At 51.4% G+C, this 19,765-nt stretch carries 21 protein-coding genes and 1 pseudogene; 7 read left to right on the plus strand and 15 right to left on the minus strand.

The features are described 5' to 3' along the window. The first annotated feature begins 138 nt into the window (after positions 1 to 138). The 4 genes from fliD to amyA all read left to right on the plus strand — a co-directional run bounded on the left by fliD (position 139) and on the right by amyA (position 3,949). Complete coding sequence (fliD, locus tag ACOTXD_RS15020; RefSeq protein WP_032659217.1) at positions 139 to 1,551, plus strand: flagellar filament capping protein FliD; 1,413 nt, start codon at positions 139 to 141, stop codon at positions 1,549 to 1,551. Positions 1,552 to 1,581: 30 nt separating this feature from the next. Continuing rightward, a complete protein-coding gene (fliS, locus tag ACOTXD_RS15025) occupies positions 1,582 to 1,992 on the plus strand; it encodes a flagellar export chaperone FliS (RefSeq protein ID WP_006811147.1) in 411 nt (136 codons plus the stop codon). Further along, positions 1,992 to 2,363, plus strand: coding sequence for a flagella biosynthesis regulatory protein FliT (gene fliT, locus ACOTXD_RS15030; protein WP_061856523.1), 372 nt, complete (start codon positions 1,992 to 1,994; stop codon positions 2,361 to 2,363). The genes fliS and fliT overlap by 1 nt, the downstream gene beginning before the upstream one ends. A gap of 98 nt (positions 2,364 to 2,461) precedes the next feature. Continuing rightward, the gene (gene amyA, locus ACOTXD_RS15035; protein WP_003859614.1) at positions 2,462 to 3,949 is read left to right on the plus strand and encodes an alpha-amylase; all 1,488 of its coding nucleotides are present in this window, start codon (positions 2,462 to 2,464) and stop codon (positions 3,947 to 3,949) included. Between the two features lie 506 nt (positions 3,950 to 4,455). On the opposite strand, the gene yedD is transcribed toward amyA, so the two are convergent. The 3 genes from yedD to ACOTXD_RS15050 all read right to left on the minus strand — a co-directional run bounded on the left by yedD (position 4,456) and on the right by ACOTXD_RS15050 (position 5,663). Further along, complete coding sequence (gene yedD, locus ACOTXD_RS15040; protein ID WP_003859613.1) at positions 4,456 to 4,869, minus strand: lipoprotein YedD; 414 nt, start codon at positions 4,867 to 4,869, stop codon at positions 4,456 to 4,458. 231 nt (positions 4,870 to 5,100) lie between these two features. Next, positions 5,101 to 5,424: a hypothetical protein gene (locus ACOTXD_RS15045; RefSeq protein WP_126501520.1), complete on the minus strand. Its 324-nt coding sequence runs from the start codon at positions 5,422 to 5,424 to the stop codon at positions 5,101 to 5,103. Continuing rightward, complete coding sequence (locus ACOTXD_RS15050) at positions 5,424 to 5,663, minus strand: hypothetical protein (protein WP_045142339.1); 240 nt, start codon at positions 5,661 to 5,663, stop codon at positions 5,424 to 5,426. The genes ACOTXD_RS15045 and ACOTXD_RS15050 overlap by 1 nt, the downstream gene beginning before the upstream one ends. A 112-nt stretch (positions 5,664 to 5,775) precedes the next feature. Here ACOTXD_RS15050 and ACOTXD_RS15055 point away from each other — a divergent pair, with 112 nt between their 5' ends. The 3 genes from ACOTXD_RS15055 to ACOTXD_RS15065 are packed head-to-tail and all read left to right on the plus strand — an operon-like array spanning position 5,776 to position 8,484. Next, positions 5,776 to 6,138: a GtrA family protein gene (locus tag ACOTXD_RS15055; RefSeq protein ID WP_045340345.1), complete on the plus strand. Its 363-nt coding sequence runs from the start codon at positions 5,776 to 5,778 to the stop codon at positions 6,136 to 6,138. Next, on the plus strand, positions 6,135 to 7,061 hold the full coding sequence (locus ACOTXD_RS15060) for a glycosyltransferase family 2 protein (RefSeq protein ID WP_063444411.1): 927 nt from the start codon (positions 6,135 to 6,137) through the stop codon (positions 7,059 to 7,061). Before ACOTXD_RS15055 ends, ACOTXD_RS15060 begins: the two co-directional genes overlap by 4 nt. Then, positions 7,051 to 8,484, plus strand: coding sequence for a glucosyltransferase domain-containing protein (locus ACOTXD_RS15065; RefSeq protein ID WP_126501522.1), 1,434 nt, complete (start codon positions 7,051 to 7,053; stop codon positions 8,482 to 8,484). The genes ACOTXD_RS15060 and ACOTXD_RS15065 overlap by 11 nt, the downstream gene beginning before the upstream one ends. Positions 8,485 to 8,516: 32 nt before the next feature. Here the strand turns inward: ACOTXD_RS15065 and ACOTXD_RS15070 are convergent, their stop codons facing one another. The 12 genes and pseudogenes from ACOTXD_RS15070 to ACOTXD_RS15125 all read right to left on the minus strand — a co-directional run bounded on the left by ACOTXD_RS15070 (position 8,517) and on the right by ACOTXD_RS15125 (position 19,700). Next, on the minus strand, positions 8,517 to 10,283 hold the full coding sequence (locus tag ACOTXD_RS15070) for a phage tail protein (RefSeq protein WP_126501524.1): 1,767 nt from the start codon (positions 10,281 to 10,283) through the stop codon (positions 8,517 to 8,519). Positions 10,284 to 10,341: 58 nt separating this feature from the next. Next, positions 10,342 to 12,819 (minus strand): annotated as a pseudogene (locus ACOTXD_RS15075) (host specificity factor TipJ family phage tail protein). Continuing rightward, positions 12,806 to 13,171, minus strand: a complete 366-nt coding sequence (locus tag ACOTXD_RS15080; protein ID WP_032649984.1) for an NlpC/P60 family protein — start codon at positions 13,169 to 13,171, stop codon at positions 12,806 to 12,808. The pseudogene ACOTXD_RS15075 and the gene ACOTXD_RS15080 overlap by 14 nt, the downstream one beginning before the upstream one ends. A 13-nt stretch (positions 13,172 to 13,184) precedes the next feature. Beyond that, a complete protein-coding gene (locus tag ACOTXD_RS15085; protein WP_015571561.1) occupies positions 13,185 to 13,655 on the minus strand; it encodes a hypothetical protein in 471 nt (156 codons plus the stop codon). Next, positions 13,655 to 14,152 carry a hypothetical protein gene (locus ACOTXD_RS15090; protein ID WP_126501526.1) on the minus strand — a complete coding sequence of 166 codons (498 nt, stop codon included), beginning with the start codon at positions 14,150 to 14,152 and terminating at the stop codon, positions 13,655 to 13,657. The genes ACOTXD_RS15085 and ACOTXD_RS15090 overlap by 1 nt, the downstream gene beginning before the upstream one ends. Further along, the gene (locus tag ACOTXD_RS15095) at positions 14,152 to 16,479 is read right to left on the minus strand and encodes a tape measure protein (RefSeq protein ID WP_047716498.1); all 2,328 of its coding nucleotides are present in this window, start codon (positions 16,477 to 16,479) and stop codon (positions 14,152 to 14,154) included. Before ACOTXD_RS15095 ends, ACOTXD_RS15090 begins: the two co-directional genes overlap by 1 nt. Positions 16,480 to 16,536: 57 nt before the next feature. Beyond that, positions 16,537 to 16,977: a hypothetical protein gene (locus ACOTXD_RS15100; RefSeq protein WP_241237788.1), complete on the minus strand. Its 441-nt coding sequence runs from the start codon at positions 16,975 to 16,977 to the stop codon at positions 16,537 to 16,539. A gap of 7 nt (positions 16,978 to 16,984) precedes the next feature. Further along, complete coding sequence (locus ACOTXD_RS15105) at positions 16,985 to 17,728, minus strand: DUF6246 family protein (protein ID WP_126501530.1); 744 nt, start codon at positions 17,726 to 17,728, stop codon at positions 16,985 to 16,987. A gap of 50 nt (positions 17,729 to 17,778) precedes the next feature. Further along, on the minus strand, positions 17,779 to 18,534 hold the full coding sequence (locus tag ACOTXD_RS15110) for an Ig-like domain-containing protein (RefSeq protein ID WP_126501532.1): 756 nt from the start codon (positions 18,532 to 18,534) through the stop codon (positions 17,779 to 17,781). 58 nt (positions 18,535 to 18,592) lie between these two features. Then, entirely contained in the window at positions 18,593 to 18,976 is a 384-nt protein-coding gene (locus ACOTXD_RS15115; RefSeq protein ID WP_058648026.1) for a phage tail termination protein, read from the minus strand. Then, the gene (locus ACOTXD_RS15120) at positions 18,973 to 19,341 is read right to left on the minus strand and encodes a hypothetical protein (protein WP_014883994.1); all 369 of its coding nucleotides are present in this window, start codon (positions 19,339 to 19,341) and stop codon (positions 18,973 to 18,975) included. Before ACOTXD_RS15120 ends, ACOTXD_RS15115 begins: the two co-directional genes overlap by 4 nt. A gap of 2 nt (positions 19,342 to 19,343) precedes the next feature. Further along, a complete protein-coding gene (locus ACOTXD_RS15125) occupies positions 19,344 to 19,700 on the minus strand; it encodes a hypothetical protein (protein ID WP_023300379.1) in 357 nt (118 codons plus the stop codon). Between the last annotated feature and the right edge of the window lie 65 nt (positions 19,701 to 19,765).

Raw genomic sequence — 19,765 nt, forward strand, 5'->3', positions numbered from 1 at the left:
TTTTTTTAGCCACAGAAATACTCTTCTCTATTAGCGCTATTCTCGCCATTAAAAAAAAGAATCTAACCGTAAACTTTCCTGAGTTGAGGCCGATAACCCCACTATTCGTTCTACGTGTCGTTACATTAAGGAATAAATATGGCAAGTATTTCTACGTTGGGAGTCGGATCAGGTTTGCAGTTAGGCGACATTCTGGACAGTCTGACCGCTGCACAAAAAGCACAGCTGACGCCGATCTCTAAGCAGCAAACTTCCTATACAGCAAAACTTAGTGCCTACGGCACGCTGAAAAGTGCATTGGAATCCTTCCAGACGGCAAATACTGCACTTAGCAAAGCCGATCTGTTTACAGCGACTACCACCGCCAGCAGCAGCACAGCCTTCAGTGCCACAACCAGCGGCAGCGCGATTGCGGGTAAATACACCATTAACGTATCGCAGCTTGCGCAGGCGCAAACCCTGACAACAGCTAAAACGCAAAGTGATAATAAAACGGCGATTGCGACAGCGGACAGCACCATCACCATTCAGCAAGGTGGTGACAAGAAACCTGTCACTATTAATATCAGTGCGGAAAACTCATCTCTGAGTGGTATCCGAGATGCGATCAACAAAGCGGATGCTGGCGTAAGTGCCAGTATTATTAACGTCGGTAATGGTGAGTATCGTCTGTCCATTACGTCGAAAGATACCGGTAAAGACAATGCCATGACTATTAGTGTCAGCGGCGATACGGCACTTCAGTCCTTCATGGGCTACAACGGTAATAGCGCAGATACCGCTAACGGCATGATGGAAAGCGTTACGGCCCAAAATGCGCTATTGAAAGTTAATAACGTTGATATTGAAAACAGCAGCAATACAATCAGTGATGCGCTGGAAGATATCACTCTCAACCTGAACGACGTGACAACCGGTAATCAGACCTTAACGATCACTACCGATAACACTAAAGCGACCAAAGCGATAAACGACTGGGTGACGGCGTATAACTCCCTGCAAGATACTTTCAGCAGCCTCACAAAATATACTGCTGTGGACGCGGGTTCAGACGCTCAGAATACCAGCAACGGCGCGTTATTAGGCGACAGTACGCTACGCACTATTCAGACTCAGTTGAGAAGCGTGCTGAATAACCCTCACACCAGTTCCAATATCAAGACCCTTGCTCAAGCTGGCATCACTACCGACCCAAGCACCGGTAAACTGGAAGTGGATGATGACAAGCTTAGCGCGGCAATGAAAAACAGCGCGGCTGGTATCAAAGACCTGCTGATCGGTGACGGGAAAACATCCGGTATCACCACCACCGTTGGAACAAACCTTACAGGTTGGCTCTCCAGCACCGGCATCATTCAGGCTGCCAAAGATGGCGTCAGTAAAACCCTGAACAATTTAACTAAGCAATATAACGCGGCCAGCGAGCGTATCGACACCATGGTAGCGCGTTATAAAGAACAGTTTACGCAATTAGACGTCATGATGAACTCGCTGAACTCTACCAGCAGTTACCTGACGCAGCAGTTCGAAAATACGTCCAGCAACAAGTAGTAAACGCTAATCAGACCCTAGGGGGATAACATGTACGGCGCAAAAGGCACGCAAGCCTACGCAAAGATAGAAGTTGAAAGCGCGGTGATGAGCGCCAGCCAGCAGCAGCTGGTTATCATGCTATTTGATGGAGCCCTCAGCGCACTGGTACGGGCACGTCTGTTCCTTGCAGACGGTAATATCCAGGCAAAAGGGCTGGCGCTCTCCAAAGCGATTAATATCATCGAAAATGGCCTGAAGGTCGGATTGGATGAAGAGAGTAAAGACGAGTTAACACAAAACCTGATCGCTCTCTATGCCTATATGGTTCGTCGCCTGCTTCAGGCCAACCTTCGCAATGATGCCAGTGCCATCGAAGAGGTGGAAAATTTACTGCGCAATATTGCGGATGGCTGGAAGGAGGCAGCAGGTATACCAACTCTTGTCCAGGACGCCGTCTAATGAGTAACGCACCGCAACTTTATGCCCTTTATCAGCAACTCCTTGAGCAGAGCCAGTTGATGTTGCGACTGGCCCGGCAGGGACTATGGGATGATCTGATCATCTGTGAAACCGACTATGTTAATGCGGTGCACTCACTGGCTCGTCTCACTCAGGAAAGTGAACCTTCGACGCAGATTCAGGAGCAGCTTCGCCCGACGCTGCGGGTGATCCTGGACAACGAAGGCCAGGTAAAAACGTTGCTGCAAGCCAGAATGGATGAGCTGGCGAAGCTGGTCGGGCAATATTCCATCCAGAAAACCGTTCTCTCCACCTACGGTAACCAGGGCGGTCATGTCCTGGTTCCGCAAAGTAATAGCGATATCAATTAGCCATTTAACTGGCGGGCAAACGTTAACCGTTTCGTTCGCCAGGCATTTCTGCCAAACCTGCTCCATACTTGAGTTTCGCGACCTCATGGAGATGGTGCATGCGCAACCCAACACTTTTACAATGTTTTCACTGGTACTACCCCACCGGCGGTGAACTGTGGCGAGAAGTCACGGCATTAGCCCCCAATCTGAACGAAATCGGCATCAATATGGTCTGGTTACCGCCGGCCTACAAAGGGGCATCCGGCGGCTATTCCGTCGGGTATGACTCTTATGACCTTTTCGACCTCGGTGAGTTTGACCAGAAAGGCAGCGTCGCCACCAAATACGGCGATAAAGCCCAGTTGCTGGAGGCCATCAACGCCTTAAAAAGTAACCAGATTGCGGTGCTTCTGGACGTGGTGGTCAACCACAAAATGGGGGCCGATGAGAAGGAACCCGTCCGCGTGCAGCGCGTGGATGCGCAGGATCGCACCCAAATCAGCGATGAGATCATCGAATGCGAAGCCTGGACGCGCTACACCTTTCCCGTTCGGGCCGGCCAGTATTCGCAGTTCATCTGGGATTACAAATGCTTTAGCGGTATCGACCACATTGAAAACCCCAATGAGGACGGTATCTTCAAAATCGTGAACGACTACACCGGCGAAGGCTGGAACGATCAGGTCGACGACGAGATGGGCAATTTCGATTACCTGATGGGTGAAAATATTGATTTTCGCAACCATGCGGTGACGGAGGAGATCAAATACTGGGCGCGCTGGGTGATGGAGCAAACCCACTGCGACGGCTTCCGCCTGGACGCGGTAAAACACATTCCAGCCTGGTTCTATAAAGAGTGGATTGAGCACGTCCAGGAGGTGGCCCCGCAGCCGCTGTTTATTGTGGCGGAATACTGGTCTCACGAAGTGGATAAATTGCAGCACTACATCAATCAGGTGGACGGCAAAACGATGCTGTTTGATGCGCCGCTGCAAATGAAATTTCACGAAGCGTCACGCCAGGGACGCGACTACGATATGAGCCAGATTTTCACCGGTACGCTAGTGGAAGCCGATCCGTTCCATGCCGTGACCCTGGTAGCCAACCACGATACCCAACCCTTGCAGGCGCTGGAAGCCCCGGTTGAAGCCTGGTTCAAACCGCTGGCCTACGCGCTCATCCTGCTGCGTGAAAACGGCGTGCCGAGCGTGTTCTACCCGGATCTTTTTGGCGCCAGCTATGACGACACCGGCGGGGATGGCGAGACGTATCACATCGATATGCCGGTGATTGAACAGCTCCACGAGCTGATCCTCGCCCGGCAGCGTTTTGCCCACGGCGTGCAGACGCTGTTTTTCGATCATCCAAACTGTATTGCGTTCAGCCGCAGCGGGACTGAGGAGCACCCGGGCTGTGTGGTGGTGCTGTCGAATGGGGATGACGGCGAGAAGACGATCTGCCTCGGGGAAAATTACGGCAATAAGACCTGGCGTGATTTTTTAGGCAACCGCGAGGAAACCGTGACCACGGCGGCGGATGGCGAAGGGACGTTCTTCTGTAACGGGGGAAGCGTCAGCGTCTGGGTGATTGAGGACGCGCTGTAGTGCTGGAACAGTGTGGTCTGATGCCCTCACCCCGACCCTTTCCCACAGGGAGAGATATCCCCAGTAATTTGAAAGCAGAAGCAATAACGTTGCCTTCATAATAACTGAGGACTTTCAGCGATGCCCTGGTCCGGCTGTAAATCGCCGAAGCGTTTCCGTAAGGCCGGGGCGAGGCGCAGGGAAGCGCCGAGAGGGCGTGGCCTGCATGGATGCAGGCTCATGCCCGACCCGATAGCCTGAAGGAAAAAGCTGAGGGTACCGCGAAGCGGCGAGTTTCCGCCGGGAGCCCGGGTCGCCAGGGTGGTGGCGACTGAGCCACCCTGGCACGTTCACCGCACATGTCGCTACAGAGTAGCAAGGAACATAAAGTGAACGGAATGACCACCAGAGCCGTATGTTCCCCCTCACTCCAGCCCTCTCCCTCCAGGGAGAGGGGGCCGACGGTGAAGGCATTATTTTGTGGAGATCTCTCAGACCACGGGTAGAGGGCGCAAACTCCAAAACGGTTACGGAAGCTTACTCTCCAGCGGATTCTTGCTCAGGTAATCTGCGCATTCCACCGTTGGACGGTCAACCTTGTACAGTTCCATACCGTCATACTCCAGCGCCGCCCCATCACGCTCCAGCGGATAGACATCCAGCTTACGCGTCACGTTATAATAATCATCTGAACGCAGCATGATCTTACCCGGCACCGCGATAACGCGCTGCCACTGACGGCAATCCAGCGTATCCCCCTCTGGCGTCACCACCAGCGTGGCGATCGCTTCCGGGCTCACCATCGCGCTCTGCGGCCCTTTCGACTGCCAGTAACCTGCCAGTTGCGAAGGTACCGGGTGCTTAATCACTTCCTGATAGTTATCAACCTGAACACATCCCGCTAACGTCAGCATCGCAGCCACAATTGCTACTTTTTTCATCATCTTTCCTGCATGCGAAGAAAAAAATATTGTGGCATTAAAGCCATCAGGCTGCCAGCGTAAGATTGGAAGGTTTACACCTGCATCCCCATCACATGAGCATACATTTTTCATAATCGACAAAGATCGTCCAAGAGCGCTCCAAATAACAGATGGTTGCAGATGTCGAAAACATCAGTCGTCTAAGTTCACCTTAGATCGAGTGCTGTTTTATGCCCCACCCATGCCCCATTACATCACCGGGCAGTCGTCGTCATCGCTTGCACGATTGATGAAGAACGTGACGCGTCCAAGCACCTCTACTTCTGCCAGTGCGCTTCCCTCTATTGCCTCTCCATCATCTGTAATGAGCGATTTCCCCATCAACTTGGCAAACTGCGTATGACCATCGCAAAGTATAAGCAGCACATCGCCGGGCGCGCATTTGGCTGCTGGTTCAATGACTGCAAATCCTGAATCAGTTTCAAGCACCCTACTTTCTGCGCCGATGTTGCAAATCACCTCGGGTGAAAGTTGGCGCTCGACATAATCGCTTGCAGGTGATGCAAATCCCATTACTGGACCCTCCCCATGTTACGTAGGATCCAGTATCTGTTATCGCTACCGTCTGTCGTCTTGTCAGCAAAGTCTTTTTGGTATCGCTCTATCCAGGCATTCGCTTCTTCACGCGTATAGTGCCAGTTGAACTCCCGCAATTTCTCTACGAATGCGTCTGTGCTCAGGTAACGATACCCCTTGGGGTTTAACTCTATGGCCGCAACAAACGCGGCATGAATGTCTGCTGTGCGTGGCATAATCACCTCACAAAATAACTGTATATATATACAGTATCGTCAAATATGAGGGTCGATCAAGTTTCACAGTGGTGCTAAACTTCAGACCTTTCCGAATTGACTGATTTTTATAATGTTAAAGCTCTTTGCTAAGTACACATCGATCGGCGTCATAAACACGCTCATTCACTGGGTTGTGTTCGCTATTTGCATATACGCGTTTCACACAGGTCAGGCTCTTGGCAACTTCGCCGGGTTCGTCGTGGCGGTGTCATTCAGCTTCTTTGCAAACGCCAGGTTCACGTTTAAGTCTTCGACAACCACGATGCGCTACATGCTGTATGTAGGGTTTATGGGATCCTTGAGCGCAACTGTTGGTTGGGCTGCCGATAAGTCCGGTATGGCTCCAATTGTGACTCTCATTCTCTTCTCCGCAATCAGTCTGGTGTGCGGTTTTATCTATTCAAAGTTCATTGTCTTTAGGGATGCGAAATGAAAATTTCTCTGGTCGTTCCCGTCTTCAACGAAGAAGACGCGATACCTATTTTTTATAAAACGGTTCGGGAATTTGAAGGGCTTCAGCAGCATGAAGTAGAGATAGTCTTCATCAATGACGGCAGTAAAGACGCGACAGAATCAATTATTAACGCGCTTGCTACTGCCGATCCGCTTGTGGTTCCGTTGTCGTTCACTCGCAACTTTGGGAAAGAGCCTGCGCTATTCGCTGGTCTTGATTGTGCCACCGGAGAAGCGATTATCCCAATTGACGTCGACTTGCAGGACCCTATCGAGGTTATTCCGCACCTGATCGAAAAATGGCAGGACGGTGCAGATATGGTGCTCGCTAAACGCGCTGACCGATCCACCGATGGCCGCCTGAAACGCAAGACCGCAGAGTGGTTCTATAAGCTTCACAATAAAATCAGTAATCCGAAAATTGAGGAAAACGTTGGCGACTTCCGGCTCATGTCTCGCGACGTTGTAGAAAACATAAAGCTCATGCCGGAGCGCAATCTCTTCATGAAAGGAGTTCTTAGTTGGGTTGGTGGCCGCACCGATGTCGTTGAATATGCCCGCGCAGAACGAGTGGCCGGTAGCACGAAATTCAACGGCTGGAAGCTATGGAACCTGGCACTTGAGGGTATCACTAGTTTCTCCACTTTCCCGCTTCGCATGTGGACTTACATCGGCCTCTTTGTTGCCGGTGCAGCATTCCTGTACGGAGCGTGGATGATTATCGGGACCATTGCCTTTGGAAACGCTGTAAGAGGATATCCATCGCTCCTGGTATCAGTTTTATTCCTTGGTGGAGTTCAGTTGATTGGGATCGGCGTACTTGGTGAATACATTGGGCGCATATACATAGAAGTAAAACAAAGACCGAGATATATTTTGAAAGGAAAGAAAAATGCACTATGACAAGAAATACTTGCCAGTGATTCTGTGTTCTGTCATATCTTCATTGGCAGCTTATGGATATGCACTAGTTAATTTCACTATTTCAATTGATGGTGAATATAGAGATAATTTTTCAGTAACAATTTCTCTCGGCAGGTGGCTACATTCGCTGTTAAAGCTTTACATCCTCCCAGAACCATATGTTCCATTTGCAACTGTGGCATTTGGACTTTTTATTTTTGCCTTATCTTCATTTATTATATCAATTACTTTATTCAAAGACATATTCTTGGCAAGCATTTGCTCTGTTTTATTCTTTTCTATTCCTCAGCTTGCTTATCAAATTCAATTTATTAATCAAGCAGATACGGTAGCTATATCTTTTTTATTGGGTGCTTTGTCTGCATGGTTGATCCTTGCGGGAGATAGGAATAAGAAAAATGTAACTTTATCTATTCTGTGTATGGTTGGCTCTATATCAATTTACCAATCCATGTTCAACTTTGTTCCTTTGATCGCAATGTGTTATGTTGTATCTAACAGAATGCCAATGAAGCAGTCTCTAAGATTGCTATCTTTGGTTGCCGTGTTAACTTTAATTTCTATTGGCTTGTATTTCATCTTGAATAAGATAGCTCAGTTAATATTTGATATTAACTCAAGCTCATATCTTAGCCAGACGGTTAGTTGGGGTAATATCACGCCATCTGAGACCATATCCTTCTTATACCGATTCACAGCAGGGCTTCTAAGTTTCGATATTTTCTACGGCATTAATGTATATACATTAGCTATACTGGTAGCCTTAATGGTCGCCGTGTATCTTTTTGTGAAGGGAATGCATGTAGAAGCAATTATGATGCCGTGCATTGCCTTTATGCCTTTTGTTATTGTTTATCTATTCGGTGCTAATCAGGCCCCAAGAACTTTCACGGCTGCTCCAGTCGCATTTTCATTTATATTAACTTTGGCTTTATCGTTAATAAATAAAAGAACGCTTTCAACTGCTGCATCTTTCGGTTTGCTGTGTTCTTCATCTGTTAATGCTTCTGCTTTATTTCACTCAGATTTCCTTGCCAGACAGTATGATGTCAGGATGGCTAGTGCAATAGTTAATGCAGCTGAGTCAGTACAACCAAGCATTTCTGGGAAACAGTTCAAAATATACTTTTATGGTGGTTCGAATGGAGGTGAGTGGAACAAGCTACCTAAGTCTAATGTTTTTGGTAGTTCTTTCTTTGCATGGGATGGTGGGAATACAGCAAGAATAGCGAGCTTTATCTCATCTTATGGAATTGCGAACACAATTCCAGCGCCAAGAAGTTTTGCAAAAAATGTTAAGAAAGACGTTTCTGAGATGAACGTGTGGCCATCCAAGGATTCTATCAGGATTATCGACAATGTTGTTGTGGTTAAAATTGGTGAAAAGGTAGGATCTTACTGATATAAGGGCTGCATTGCAGCCCTTATACTTCTTTATGCTGTCGCGTTCCACTCTCCAGTGCTGATAACCCAAGCACCTACTACTTTCGAGTAGACAAGCTTAACTATTGTCATCTTGATAGTAGATGTGTTGGCACCTGTCACGTTCACAGGGACACCTGCAACAGACAGGGATGCAATGTTTGAACCACGAAGCAGAATGTTAACTTCCTGCCCATCGTAAGGCGTACCAGTGAATGCAATGTTTTCACCTGAGGTCACATTACGACGATACCACCGGAAGCCCATGTTAAGGTTCAGAGTGCCGGCAGGCAACTGTAGCACGCCATGGCGATTGACCTTGGCTGCACTAAGCACACCGAGGTCTGCCTCTGTGATGCCTTGGTCTGACTTCCATGTGTTGATGTTAACCACAATACCTGTGACAGTCCCATCTGAGCCACCATCAATCTTGAAGAAGCCGCCAGCACGACTACCGTACACTGGCTCATCAATTAATGCATTGAGTGTACCATTGCTCGCGCTGTAGGCATTGGCAGGTAATCCGGCAGTCGGAGATGAATGGGTGCATCTGTGAAACAAAGCACCTACTGAGGAAGACATACGTACATCTGATGAACTGTTGTTCTCGAAGTACATACCATAAACCTTAGTGCCTTGCGCTTGGTCAAGGAACCCATATTTACTGCAATTTTGACTAAATCCACCTACAAATACTACGGCTTCAGTCGGGAATGTATTCACATAGTCCCACGTCGTCTCACCATTAAGACCATGACTAACAATTATTCCGTACTGGGGCATATCAATTTCTGGCGTGCCTGAATAACCATCAAAACCAGTAACTGTTATAGCATTTGCGCCGTTTCTTAAAAGAAGCCTAATAGCTCCACTGCCCCCACCGATAACTTCACAACCATCTACTTTTAGACCGTAACATAGAGTGCCAATTTCAATTCCAACGCTGTTTGCGGCAGTTCCCATATTGACCCACATCATGTCAAGATGGCCATGGTTTCTGAATTTTATCCCTACAAATCCTTTACAACCTGTCTTCCCACTAATGTCAATTCTTACGTTGTGTAACTTAACATTCCTTACCCCATTTCCGCCTGAAATTGTCGGATCACAGGTCATTACAGTCATGTTATTGTTTGCGGGATATAATGTTGCTCCAGGATCCCACCAAATTTCCGTGTTTGGATATATCGCCCATGCCGTGCTGGTTGTATAAGTTCCTGATGAAACGTATATCTGACCAGCTGATGAAAGGATTGACTGTATCTGAGTAGTATTCATCGATGGGTAAATAACCTTCGACGGCTTAACGCTACCTTTGTAAGGGTAATCCTCCCAAACGCTAGACCCACCCCATGAACTACCTATCAGCTTGTCTCCTCCTGGCGCTGCTAGCATAGCACGAAGAGTAGAATCCCCCACGCTAAGCCATGCCCCTACGCCAGTTCCGCCGGATGTTGAAGGAGTGGATCCGGAAGGTACAAGTTTTGGAAAGGCCCCATCCCAACGGTAATATTCTCCATCTGTTTCATCTTTCAGTATTTGATTAGGAGTCGTTAACGTAGCACCATCCTGGAAGGTGCCTACAGGTATCCATCCATACTGAGCAATAGCCTGCTGCGCCAGCCAGCGCAGGCCCTCGATGGTGTAATGAGCATTGCCAAAGCGATCGATGTATTGCAGCGTTAAAGACGTAACGAATTCGTCAATTTTCCCCGCGTTATACTTCAGGTCGCGATAAGATTCGCTTGGTACAGGCAAATTGGTAGGTTGCGTAGCCATATTGATTCCATAAAAAAACCCGGCACGGTGGCCGGGTTCGGTTGGTCGGGGACGGTTCTTATTGGTAGATGGCGTCGCTGTATTCAGCGACGGTCAGAGATACCGTGTTATCTGTGTTCGGTTTGATGCTATTGACCGTCCATAGCTGACTGTCCAGTTCCTCAACTGTCGCAATGAGATAGCGCGACGGGAGCTGCACAGTGTCACCGTTCCATATGTTGAGCTGAATGTTAGGGATAGCCGCGGTGAATCCGTACTTCGTGTCGCTACGGGCGGTGGCCGGATAACGAAGAGTTGGGTTACCCAGGCTGTCGGTAACCAGCACATACATCGATCCGGTAAACGTGATCGGCTCGCTGGTATCGAAGTCATTCCCGGAGCGGCCGGTGACGTAACCACCCTACTGGTTGCTGTCGTAGATGTCTGGCATCTGAATGACGCTGCCGACCTGGATAATGCCGTCTTCGAACACTTTGGCATTCATCTTCACGCGCGAGTAGATCAGGCGCTTTGTTTCGCGCAGAGCTCGCTCCCGGGCCTGATACTCATTACGGAAGCCGACGATCTCCAGCTTGTTCGGGTTTTCCGCTTCCTGTTCGACGATGGCGCCGTTCAGCACGCGGTAGTTGATGTACGTCTTATTGTTCGTGGTCGGGTGGACGTAGGACACCTGTACGCCGTCATAACCGCCTGGAAGAGTAGCTTCGTACGTCATTTTGTACTCGTCCGTCTTCATGTTGGCCCGGTTGAATACGGCCGCCGGGTAGTCAACCTTCTGATCGCGGGTAAACGTCAGTACTCCATCATCCCAGTACGCCACAACAGACGCCGCATTGCAGATGGCCTGCACGCGGTCGCCGAGAGAGTCGTTCTCGTCGTCAAACGTGTAGTCGAAGTAGCCCAGTCGCTCATCAGGCAGGCTTTCGGCGATCGAGTACAGCCCGTACAGGTCAATGCTGCTTACCGGTTGCTCACCCATGATGAGCCAGGTGTGAGCCACTGCATCAGCGAACGAGCGCGACGGCCTCAGGGTGTAATCCACCGTCTGCGTGTCCAGGTCGTACGTAATGGTGTGGCGCGTCACCAGTGCGTTATATTTGCGCTCGCGGCTGCCAAGAGCGTTCTCTGTCGCCCGGACTTTTACTCGCACAAGCGTGTCGGTCGGGTGAACGACGTTTGTCCTGATGTTGATGCTGTGGATCTCTTCGACCTTGAGCAGTGACGCGTCACCGGAGTTATCCGTGCGCTGGAAGCTGACCGCGTATTTCCCGAACCCGCCGGTCGGAGTGATCTTGTCAGTGCGATAAAACACCTCGCTCGTCGACTGGTGCGGCGTCGTCTGCAGGTACGTAAACGTCTGCTGCGTTCCCGGCACCTGGTTGTAGTCGTCGTCGATTTTCCAGATGACAACCTTCCAGTTTGTCTCCTTCTTACCACCGAGGCTGGACTGTGTATGCAGCCACAGCTGAGTGGATTCAACCGGTGAGAAGAATGGGCCAACCACCAACGCCTCGTTATCGTTGAGGATGAATTTCGTGGTGTTGATCGTGGCATTCGCCGGGATGTCCTGCGGCCCCTCCAGCTGGTTCATCGTAAACGTGTACCAGCGCACCGGGTTAACCACTGCACCGTCGTTTGTTTCAACCGCTGAAATCAGCGTGCCTGAGAATGTCGCGTCGGTGGTGACACTGCCTGAGGCCGTGCTGTACGTCACGTTGATGGTGAAAGTCACAGCGTGCGGCAGAACCAGCCCCATGAAATAATCGAACTCGGCTTGTTTCACGATTTTCATCGCTATCTGGCCGCCGGAATACGTTCCGCTGACCACCGTGTTTGCCGTTGCTGTTTCGATCGGGAAGTCGCTGGCTTCGTTCTGCCCGGGAACCTCCTGGCCGTCAACGTCATCGAACCCGTATCCCTCGACGATCTGCGGGATAACTTCTCCTGGCTGGAAGAACTGGAATTCGGCACCAGCCAGAGAGCCCAGGCTTGATTCTGAGTAGCGCACAGACTCGTAATCGTATTTGCCGATCCCAATACACATCCATTCAGTGACGTACTTCAGGCCGCCGTCTGTGGAAGTCTGGTGTACGTATTCGAATACTGATTCCTGGATCAGATCCGGGAACGAACGAATCTGCCCGTAGATGTCCGGCTTGGCTTTGTAGACGCGCGCGGTGTTTGTCTGACCGGTCAGGCTATTGTTGGGCGAGTCGACGGTATTACCGCCGTTGTTTGCAATAGCTGGCTTCGGCGCCAGGAAAGAAAATACCTGACCAACCACTTTAAAGATCGGGCTCAGGATGTCATCGACAATACCCTTTGGCTGGTCGAATATCTGGATGTGGTCCAGCTCGCTCAGCTCAAACGCCAGCTCATCATCGTCGCCCAGCTTTACGCCGTTGCGGACGATCAGCAGATCGCGGTGGAAAGTGGCGTCATTGGCCGCCAGCCAGTCATAAAAAAGGGTGCCGTTTGGCACCCTGCAACGCAGCTTAGGCGTTCCTGGAAAATTCGATATCTCAACCAGCGCCATATTCGAAAAACTCCACTTTGGTGAATGCCCGCTGAATGACCAGCAACGAGTCCATGCGCACGCTTCCGTTCTCTCCACGCGAGTGCAGCGCCTGCCGGTTCAGTACCAGGCCAACGTGCGCCGGTTGCGCGCCGCGGTACCCGACAAATATCCCCCCGTCGACCGGTTTATCGACCTTGCGCCAGAAAACGACGTCTCCCTGATAGCAGGTGAAGAAATCCTCCCCGGCTTCGTAACCCGGCGTCTGGTGCAGCTCAATGTCGAGCACATGTCGGTAATACAGCACAACCAGCCCCCAGCAATCAGTCTTTTCGAATGAGCAGGCGCGGTTAGACCACGGCACGCCGATCATCCTGCTGATAAAATCAGAGGTACTGAAGCCCCGTGTATTCGACTGGATCATATGGTTGGCCAATGTTGTTATTTAGCGGGTTTGTCATTGATAAAGTAACTGATGCGTTATCTGAAACAACATCGACAGTTTTTACAAATAATGTCCAATTCTTCATTGGCGTAGAGGTATCAACTCTATCGAAAACCTGACGAGTTGCCGTGATAGGCGACAGCCTGGAAACACCACTCCACTTCTTCATCAGCGTTTTGATATCTGAAGACAGTCGCCCAAGCTTCACCGTTGCGTCGATTACCGGAGTTCCGCTCTGCTGGCTCTCTTCGATTTCAAACCGCGCAGGCGTGTACGTCTGGCCGCCAAGCGTCTTCGGGAAGAACTGTTTGTCGACGAGGCGGACGTAACCAAAGGAGGGGTGATAGAACGTGATGGTGTTGTAACAGCCGCTAATCGGGCGCTTCTGATTATATTCACGATATGAAGGCATCAGGGAACCCTCGGAAGACTTTCTTGATCGCGTCCGTCCGGATAGCCAGTCACCACGATATCAAGCACTGAAGGCCACGGCGGCGGCAGCTCAACAATTACGTCGTCAAACTCGTCGTCAGCGTTGTACAGGTGGTTGGCAATAACGGTTCCTGTCCATGTCACCACCCCGCCGTCGATACTGGTTTGCACCGGCATCTGCGTGAAGTGAAGCTCCTGCAACTGGAGACCACTGCCGCCCAGATTGATATTCATCCTGAACCAGTTCAGGCCCCTGTTGAGATAGTTTGGGCTGCGTAGCCACTGCCGGAATGCTCGTTCCTCAGCCAGAGTGAAGATCCACGTCAGTGACCAGGTCACTTTCAGATCGTCAGTTTGATTCTCAAAGATAGCCGGTCCGACCGCTGGCTGATCGGTCTGGAACCCGGTATCGAGAGTCATGTTTTTGCTGGCCTTCTGAGCCAGCGGCAGCCAGTCGGGATAGTCGATAATTGGCATCAGCCCTGCCCCCTTGGCGTGCGTTTAACATTCATGTTGCTGGTTATGGCGTTACTGATTGGCCCGCCGTTGTTCAGGTCAGCGACAATTACATCCACAGTCACTCCACCATTTGCATCCGTACCAGCCTGCGCATCGACCGATGATGACGTATAGTTCTGGATGTTGATTACCACTCCACCACCTCCACCGGCTGTCATTTCTTTATTGCTGATCACCCTGCCGTTGTCGCCCGGTATCATGTACTGCTTACCGGTACTGGCCTGGTAAATCTCTGGCATGCCACCTTCGCCGACCTGATACATCCCACCAGCCGAGACGGGGCCGCCGTTTTTACGCTTTCCTGACAGTGCCAGGATGCCAGCCATCGCACCAAGACCAATAGCCACTGCACCACCGAATGAAGCCACGGATGACATAATGGCCGCCGGAGTCCATGCCGCCGTAGTAGCCGCCGCAGCCGCTGTAGAAGTGGCAGTCGTGGTGGCAATGCCTGCTGCCTGTGCCGTGGTGGATGCTGCAACCGCCGCGGTAGTGGCCGTCTGGCCCATAATGGCCGACTTAACCCACTCGACGCCCATCTGCACAAATGTGTTTACTAGGCTATTTAAAACAGTTCTTCCTAAAGATTTAGCTGCCTCTTCAGCGTCCATGCTTTTGGTGATAAGGCCAGTCAGAGTGTTAGAGGCATTATTGCCGAATGCGGTAAATGCCGCCGCCGCTGCCTGCGTGGCAGCATTCTGTTGCGCCCATTCTTCCCACATCGCAGCGTTACGCTGATCACGATACTGCTGCTCGATAGCGGCACGCGCTGCCTCAGCCTCCCCGATCTTCTGCGGGTAAAGTTGGGCGTAAAGCTGGATGTCAGCAATGTCTTTCTGATACTGGCTATCCAGCCCGGCAGTTTTGCTGGTTTTACCCTGGATGGTACTGAACTTATTGGCAGCCTCTGTGCGCTCCCGTTCAGCCTTGGCTTGCTCACGCAATGCGTTGGCATTGTCCCAGGCTTTTCCTGCCAGTTGCCCGGCCAGCAGAAGTTGTTCCTGCGTGGCTGTGTTACCGAGAGACTGTTGCGCATTAAGCACGGCCTGCGCTCTGGACAGTTCACGGACACTGCCAGCTGACAGCTCGGCCTTCTGCCTCAGTTCATCCAGCTTTTGATTAACAGATTCTTGAGCTTTAGCGTATTGCTCAGCTTCTTTCTGTGCCGCAGACTTTCCGCCTTTCGCTTTGCTGCCAGTAGCTGAGGCGGTCGTTTTAATCTCGATCGGCTTTGTGTTAGCCGCGGTCTGCGATGCTTTGGAAACAGCGGTCAGGTCGCCAACCAGCATGGCGGCTTTATTACTCAGCCCGGCCAGCGCTTTGTTTTGCGCCTCCCAGCCATCAAGCCCAAGCCATGACCAGGTGCGCGCGCGGCGGGTAAACATTTCAGCGGTGCTGTTCAGATCCGATATCTGAGCATCTGCCGACGCCGCTTTACCCACCAGCCGGTCGAGCGCAGCTGTCATTGAATCGATAACTGCCACCAGGCCGTTACTCGCACCTGTTGCCTGGTTAACTGAATCAATCATCGACAGGAATGAGTTTGTCAGCGCGGTATTAGCCTGTGAAAGCGTGCGCGGGAGTTTCTCGAACTCTGCATTCACTGAGCCGGTTTGCTTCTGAATGGCGTTCAGAGCATCTTCTGCCGTCAGTTTCCCGTCCAGCATGAGCTGACGAAGCTCTCCGATACTTACGCCCATCCCGGCGGCGATCTGCCGCGCCAGTTCAGGCATTTGCTCAAGGATGGAGTTGAACTCCTCCGCCCGGACAGTACCGGAGGAAATTGATTGACCGAACTGACGAAGAGCATTCGCCATTTCTTCTGCCGAGGATCCGCCAATGCGACCTATTTTCTGAAGTGTTTCGGTGAGCTGGATGACCTGGCCGTTCGTCGCACCGGTATCGCGCAACGCCGTGCTGAGAGTCTCCCACAGCTTTGCTGTATCCTGTAGCGAACCACCCGTTGCCGAACTGATGCGCATCAGACTCTGCATAGTCTGCGAGGCTGTCGCTGCGCTACCAGTAAGTCTCTCTATACGAGCGTTGAGCTGGCTCATGTTGTCAGCCGCTACGAGAAACGCCTTTCCCCAGTCAACAACGAGTGAGGCGGCAATTGCCCCGGCGACGCGGTTGATGTTCGTCTGCAACTCATCCATCTTTTTGGCTGCATTGGTCGCCGAGTTGCCGATGGAGTCGAGCGACTTATTGGCCTTTCCCTGGGCCTTGAGCAAGCCAGATACATCGGCCTCGATGTCGTAATAAATCTCGCCTGCTTTCTCAGACATCAGTTTTCTCCGGGCATAAAAAAACCCACCGAGTGGTGGGTTAGTTATTCGTGTCGTTTATTGGCATCGTTCTGTGTAGGCCGGTGGTGGAGGCGTATCTTTCGAACTGAGGAAGTGATCACCAAGGGTGTAGTCGACACCTTTTGAGAAAATCCCCTTCGATTTCATTTTCAGCTCAACGAAGAATGGATGAAACCCTGCATAGGCACCGAAACCGTTCTTTCCGTTAATCTCCCCACAAACAACTGCGTTAACACGGCCATCATCGGCATCTGTCATCTTCACAACTTTCACGTTGCGGAATTGCGCGCTGCCAGGATCCAGTAGATTGGCTGAAACTTCAGATTGTGCCAGAGAAATTGCCTTTTCCTCGCCCGGCTTACAGCCAGCCAGAACCAGTGGAATCACCAAAGCCAAAAGTATTTTCTTCACTCTTATCCCCTGAGTATTTTTTGTCGTGCCATCATACGCCCGGTCAGGCGTGGCTAGTACATCCATTATTAACTCAGGCCGCTTTCTTTGCTGATTTTTCGCGCTCAATCATTTCCTGCCAACGGCGATCGTCATCGTCCATAACAGCGTCATACTCTTCCCTAGTGAAGCCCTTCTGGTCAGGGTATTTGGCGTTAAGCATCATGGCGAATTCGGTCATAGTAAGGTTTTCAGCCTCTTCCCTGCTGATCCCGAAATGGTTTCGCGCCGCCATGATGTATTCAGTCGCATGAAACTCCGGCGTCGTTTCCTTGCTTTCGTGCTTCTGCAACTTACGAACCTTCGCCCGTCCGATAACGCCATGCATGATCAGTGACTGAGCTATCAGAATCAGGTTCTCCGGCGGAAGCGCTCCGCGGTGCCATACGAATGTGCGCCGGCCAGTACGTGAAGGCTCATGCCATCCTGTCAGTTCAGAAACGTCCTCGTCACAGCAGGACTGAATGACGTTAATAGCCGAAAGCAATGCCTCGCGCACATAAGCTGCTGAATCTGCTGCATCAAGTGCCCAGCGCGGCAGCGAAACGTCACCGAAATAGTGGGCGTAAAATCTGCGCTGATGCTCTGGTATCGCTCTGTGAATTTCGCGCGCCGCTTCAAGCATTTTCGCCACGTCGTCATTAAACAGCGCATAGAAAGTTCGGACGATATGCTCTGGCTCGCCGATCCGCGTCATATTACGGAAAGATGGTCGGAAGAAGTATTCACGGCCTCCAGCACCAATCAGGCACTCGCCAATCTCTTTCAAAGGTGTCATATCGCTCTCCATAACCAGTATCAAGGGCAGCACGCCGCCCTTTGTAGTGATTACGGCGCGGCAGTCACGGTAACTGCACAGGTGTCGGTGAAATCACCGTCAGCAGTGGTAGCCGTAATATTCGCGGTGCCCTCGGCAACTGCTGTCACCAGGCCGGTTGAACTGACAGTGGCGATGGAAGGTGCCGAAGTGGTCCAGGTGATCGCTTTGTTAGTCGCATCTGTTGGCTGAACCGCGCCGCTCAGTTGCTGGGTTGCGCCAACGACCAGAGAAGCAGTTGCGGGTGTAACCTCAACGCCAGTGGCCGCGATAGCATCAGCTACCTCAAACACAACAGTGTCAGCATCGTAGACCTTCCACTCGCCGGAGAAGGTGGAGATATCGTTAGTACCGAAATCACCAGACCATGACGTGGTGTTCATGTAACCCCGGATGTAAGTACCGGCGTTCTCACCCGCAAAGTCGAACCGCACCCACAAGTTAGGCTGACGACCGGCCTGTACTTCGTCAAAGATATACTTCGACAGACGCCACGCGCCGATCTCGTTATCTTTGTCAGACTTGCGAAACTCCCCTTCGCCGGAGATCGTCAGATCCATGTTGTTGACCAGGTTCTCCACCAGCCCTTTAGCATCATCCGCCTCGGAGTTGATGGTGTTCATCGAATAGTCGATGCCCTTGGTCGTCATAGCGCCGAGACGCTTCCACTCGGAAAGCGCTGGCACTGCGTCGGGGCAGCCAAAGGCCATGCGTAGCACAGCTACTTTCCCGATCAGCTTGCCAAAATCATTAGCACAGCCTTGCATGTGTACCTCTCAAATAAAAAAGGCCGCCGGATGGCAGCCTGATGGGTTGGTAATGGGGTTATTCGCCGTAGACGCACATGAACTGGAGCCGGAAGACCAGGCGGCCCTCTTCGGTCAGGATAGGTGCAGGCACATTTCCGAGGTTTTGAATCAGGCCAAGGCATTCGTCGGTAATGTCGTTCTGTTCGACATAATTGATGATTTCCTGAGCCTTCTCAGCGGCTGCTCGGCGCTTATCCTTGGCGGAAATGACATCCACCAGCACGTAGTGGTCCGACCCGAGGTCATTTCGGATGTCGGTACCGCCATTAGGACGGAACACGATGAATGCGTCCGTTAACTTCGTTGTGTCGTCCCATGCAAGCAATTGAACAATGAAGCCAGTGGTAAGCCCGGCATCGACGAAGTAGTTACGCACGCGCTCGTACATGGCTGGTGTCATACTGAAAGCTCCTTGCGCATTACGGCATCAATCTGGCTACGGGTATCTTCAAAGCCTTTAGTGAGGAACTCTTTCTGCGCGGTGGCGCGGCGGAAGGTTTGAGGAACATTCGGATCGTGAACGAACACAGCGTAGTTCGCGGTGTATCCCACCCGACCTGTCAGCCGAACGCCGTTGTTAATCAACTCCCGATACTGGCTATTAAGCAGCGTTGAGGTGTCGATCGGCGTATAAAGCGCGGCCTGGGAGCTGCCGATTATCATTGCTGACTGCAGCGCCCTGACGACCTTTCGCCCTTTCACGTCGTTAATGATGCGGTTGAGCCCGGCTTTCGACTGCTTAACGCCGCGCACTTTGATGCCCATAGCTACACTCCCGTAATTATCGCCCAGTCATCTTCCAGACCGTCGAGAGTGTCGTTCCAGCGCGTCACGTGACGGACCTCATCGGCACCAGCCACTACCGGGTCTGGTTCAGCGCTTACACCAATCAGGATGTAATCGCCCTCATCAGCCAACGCAAACGCAGTAAAGAAGGTGTTTTTGACGACAACCTCTTTACCGATGGAGCCTAGCTTTGCAGACAGGCCGCCGATGTAGTCACACATGATGGTTTCAGGCGGTTCGTATGGGTCGACAGGATCGCCCCACTCGTCATTACCGCCAGCACCCTTACGCCATATCGTGCATGGCTTGTTGTATGACCATGAAGCAGTAGACGACATCAGCCCTCCTTCCAGCGCAGGACCTTCGCGCCGGTCGCCCGGATGCGCGGACAGTTTATATGCCA

Origin of the sequence: Enterobacter cloacae complex sp. CDL013, assembly GCF_049238805.1 — a bacterium.
Lineage (GTDB): Bacteria > Pseudomonadota > Gammaproteobacteria > Enterobacterales > Enterobacteriaceae > Enterobacter > Enterobacter hormaechei_C.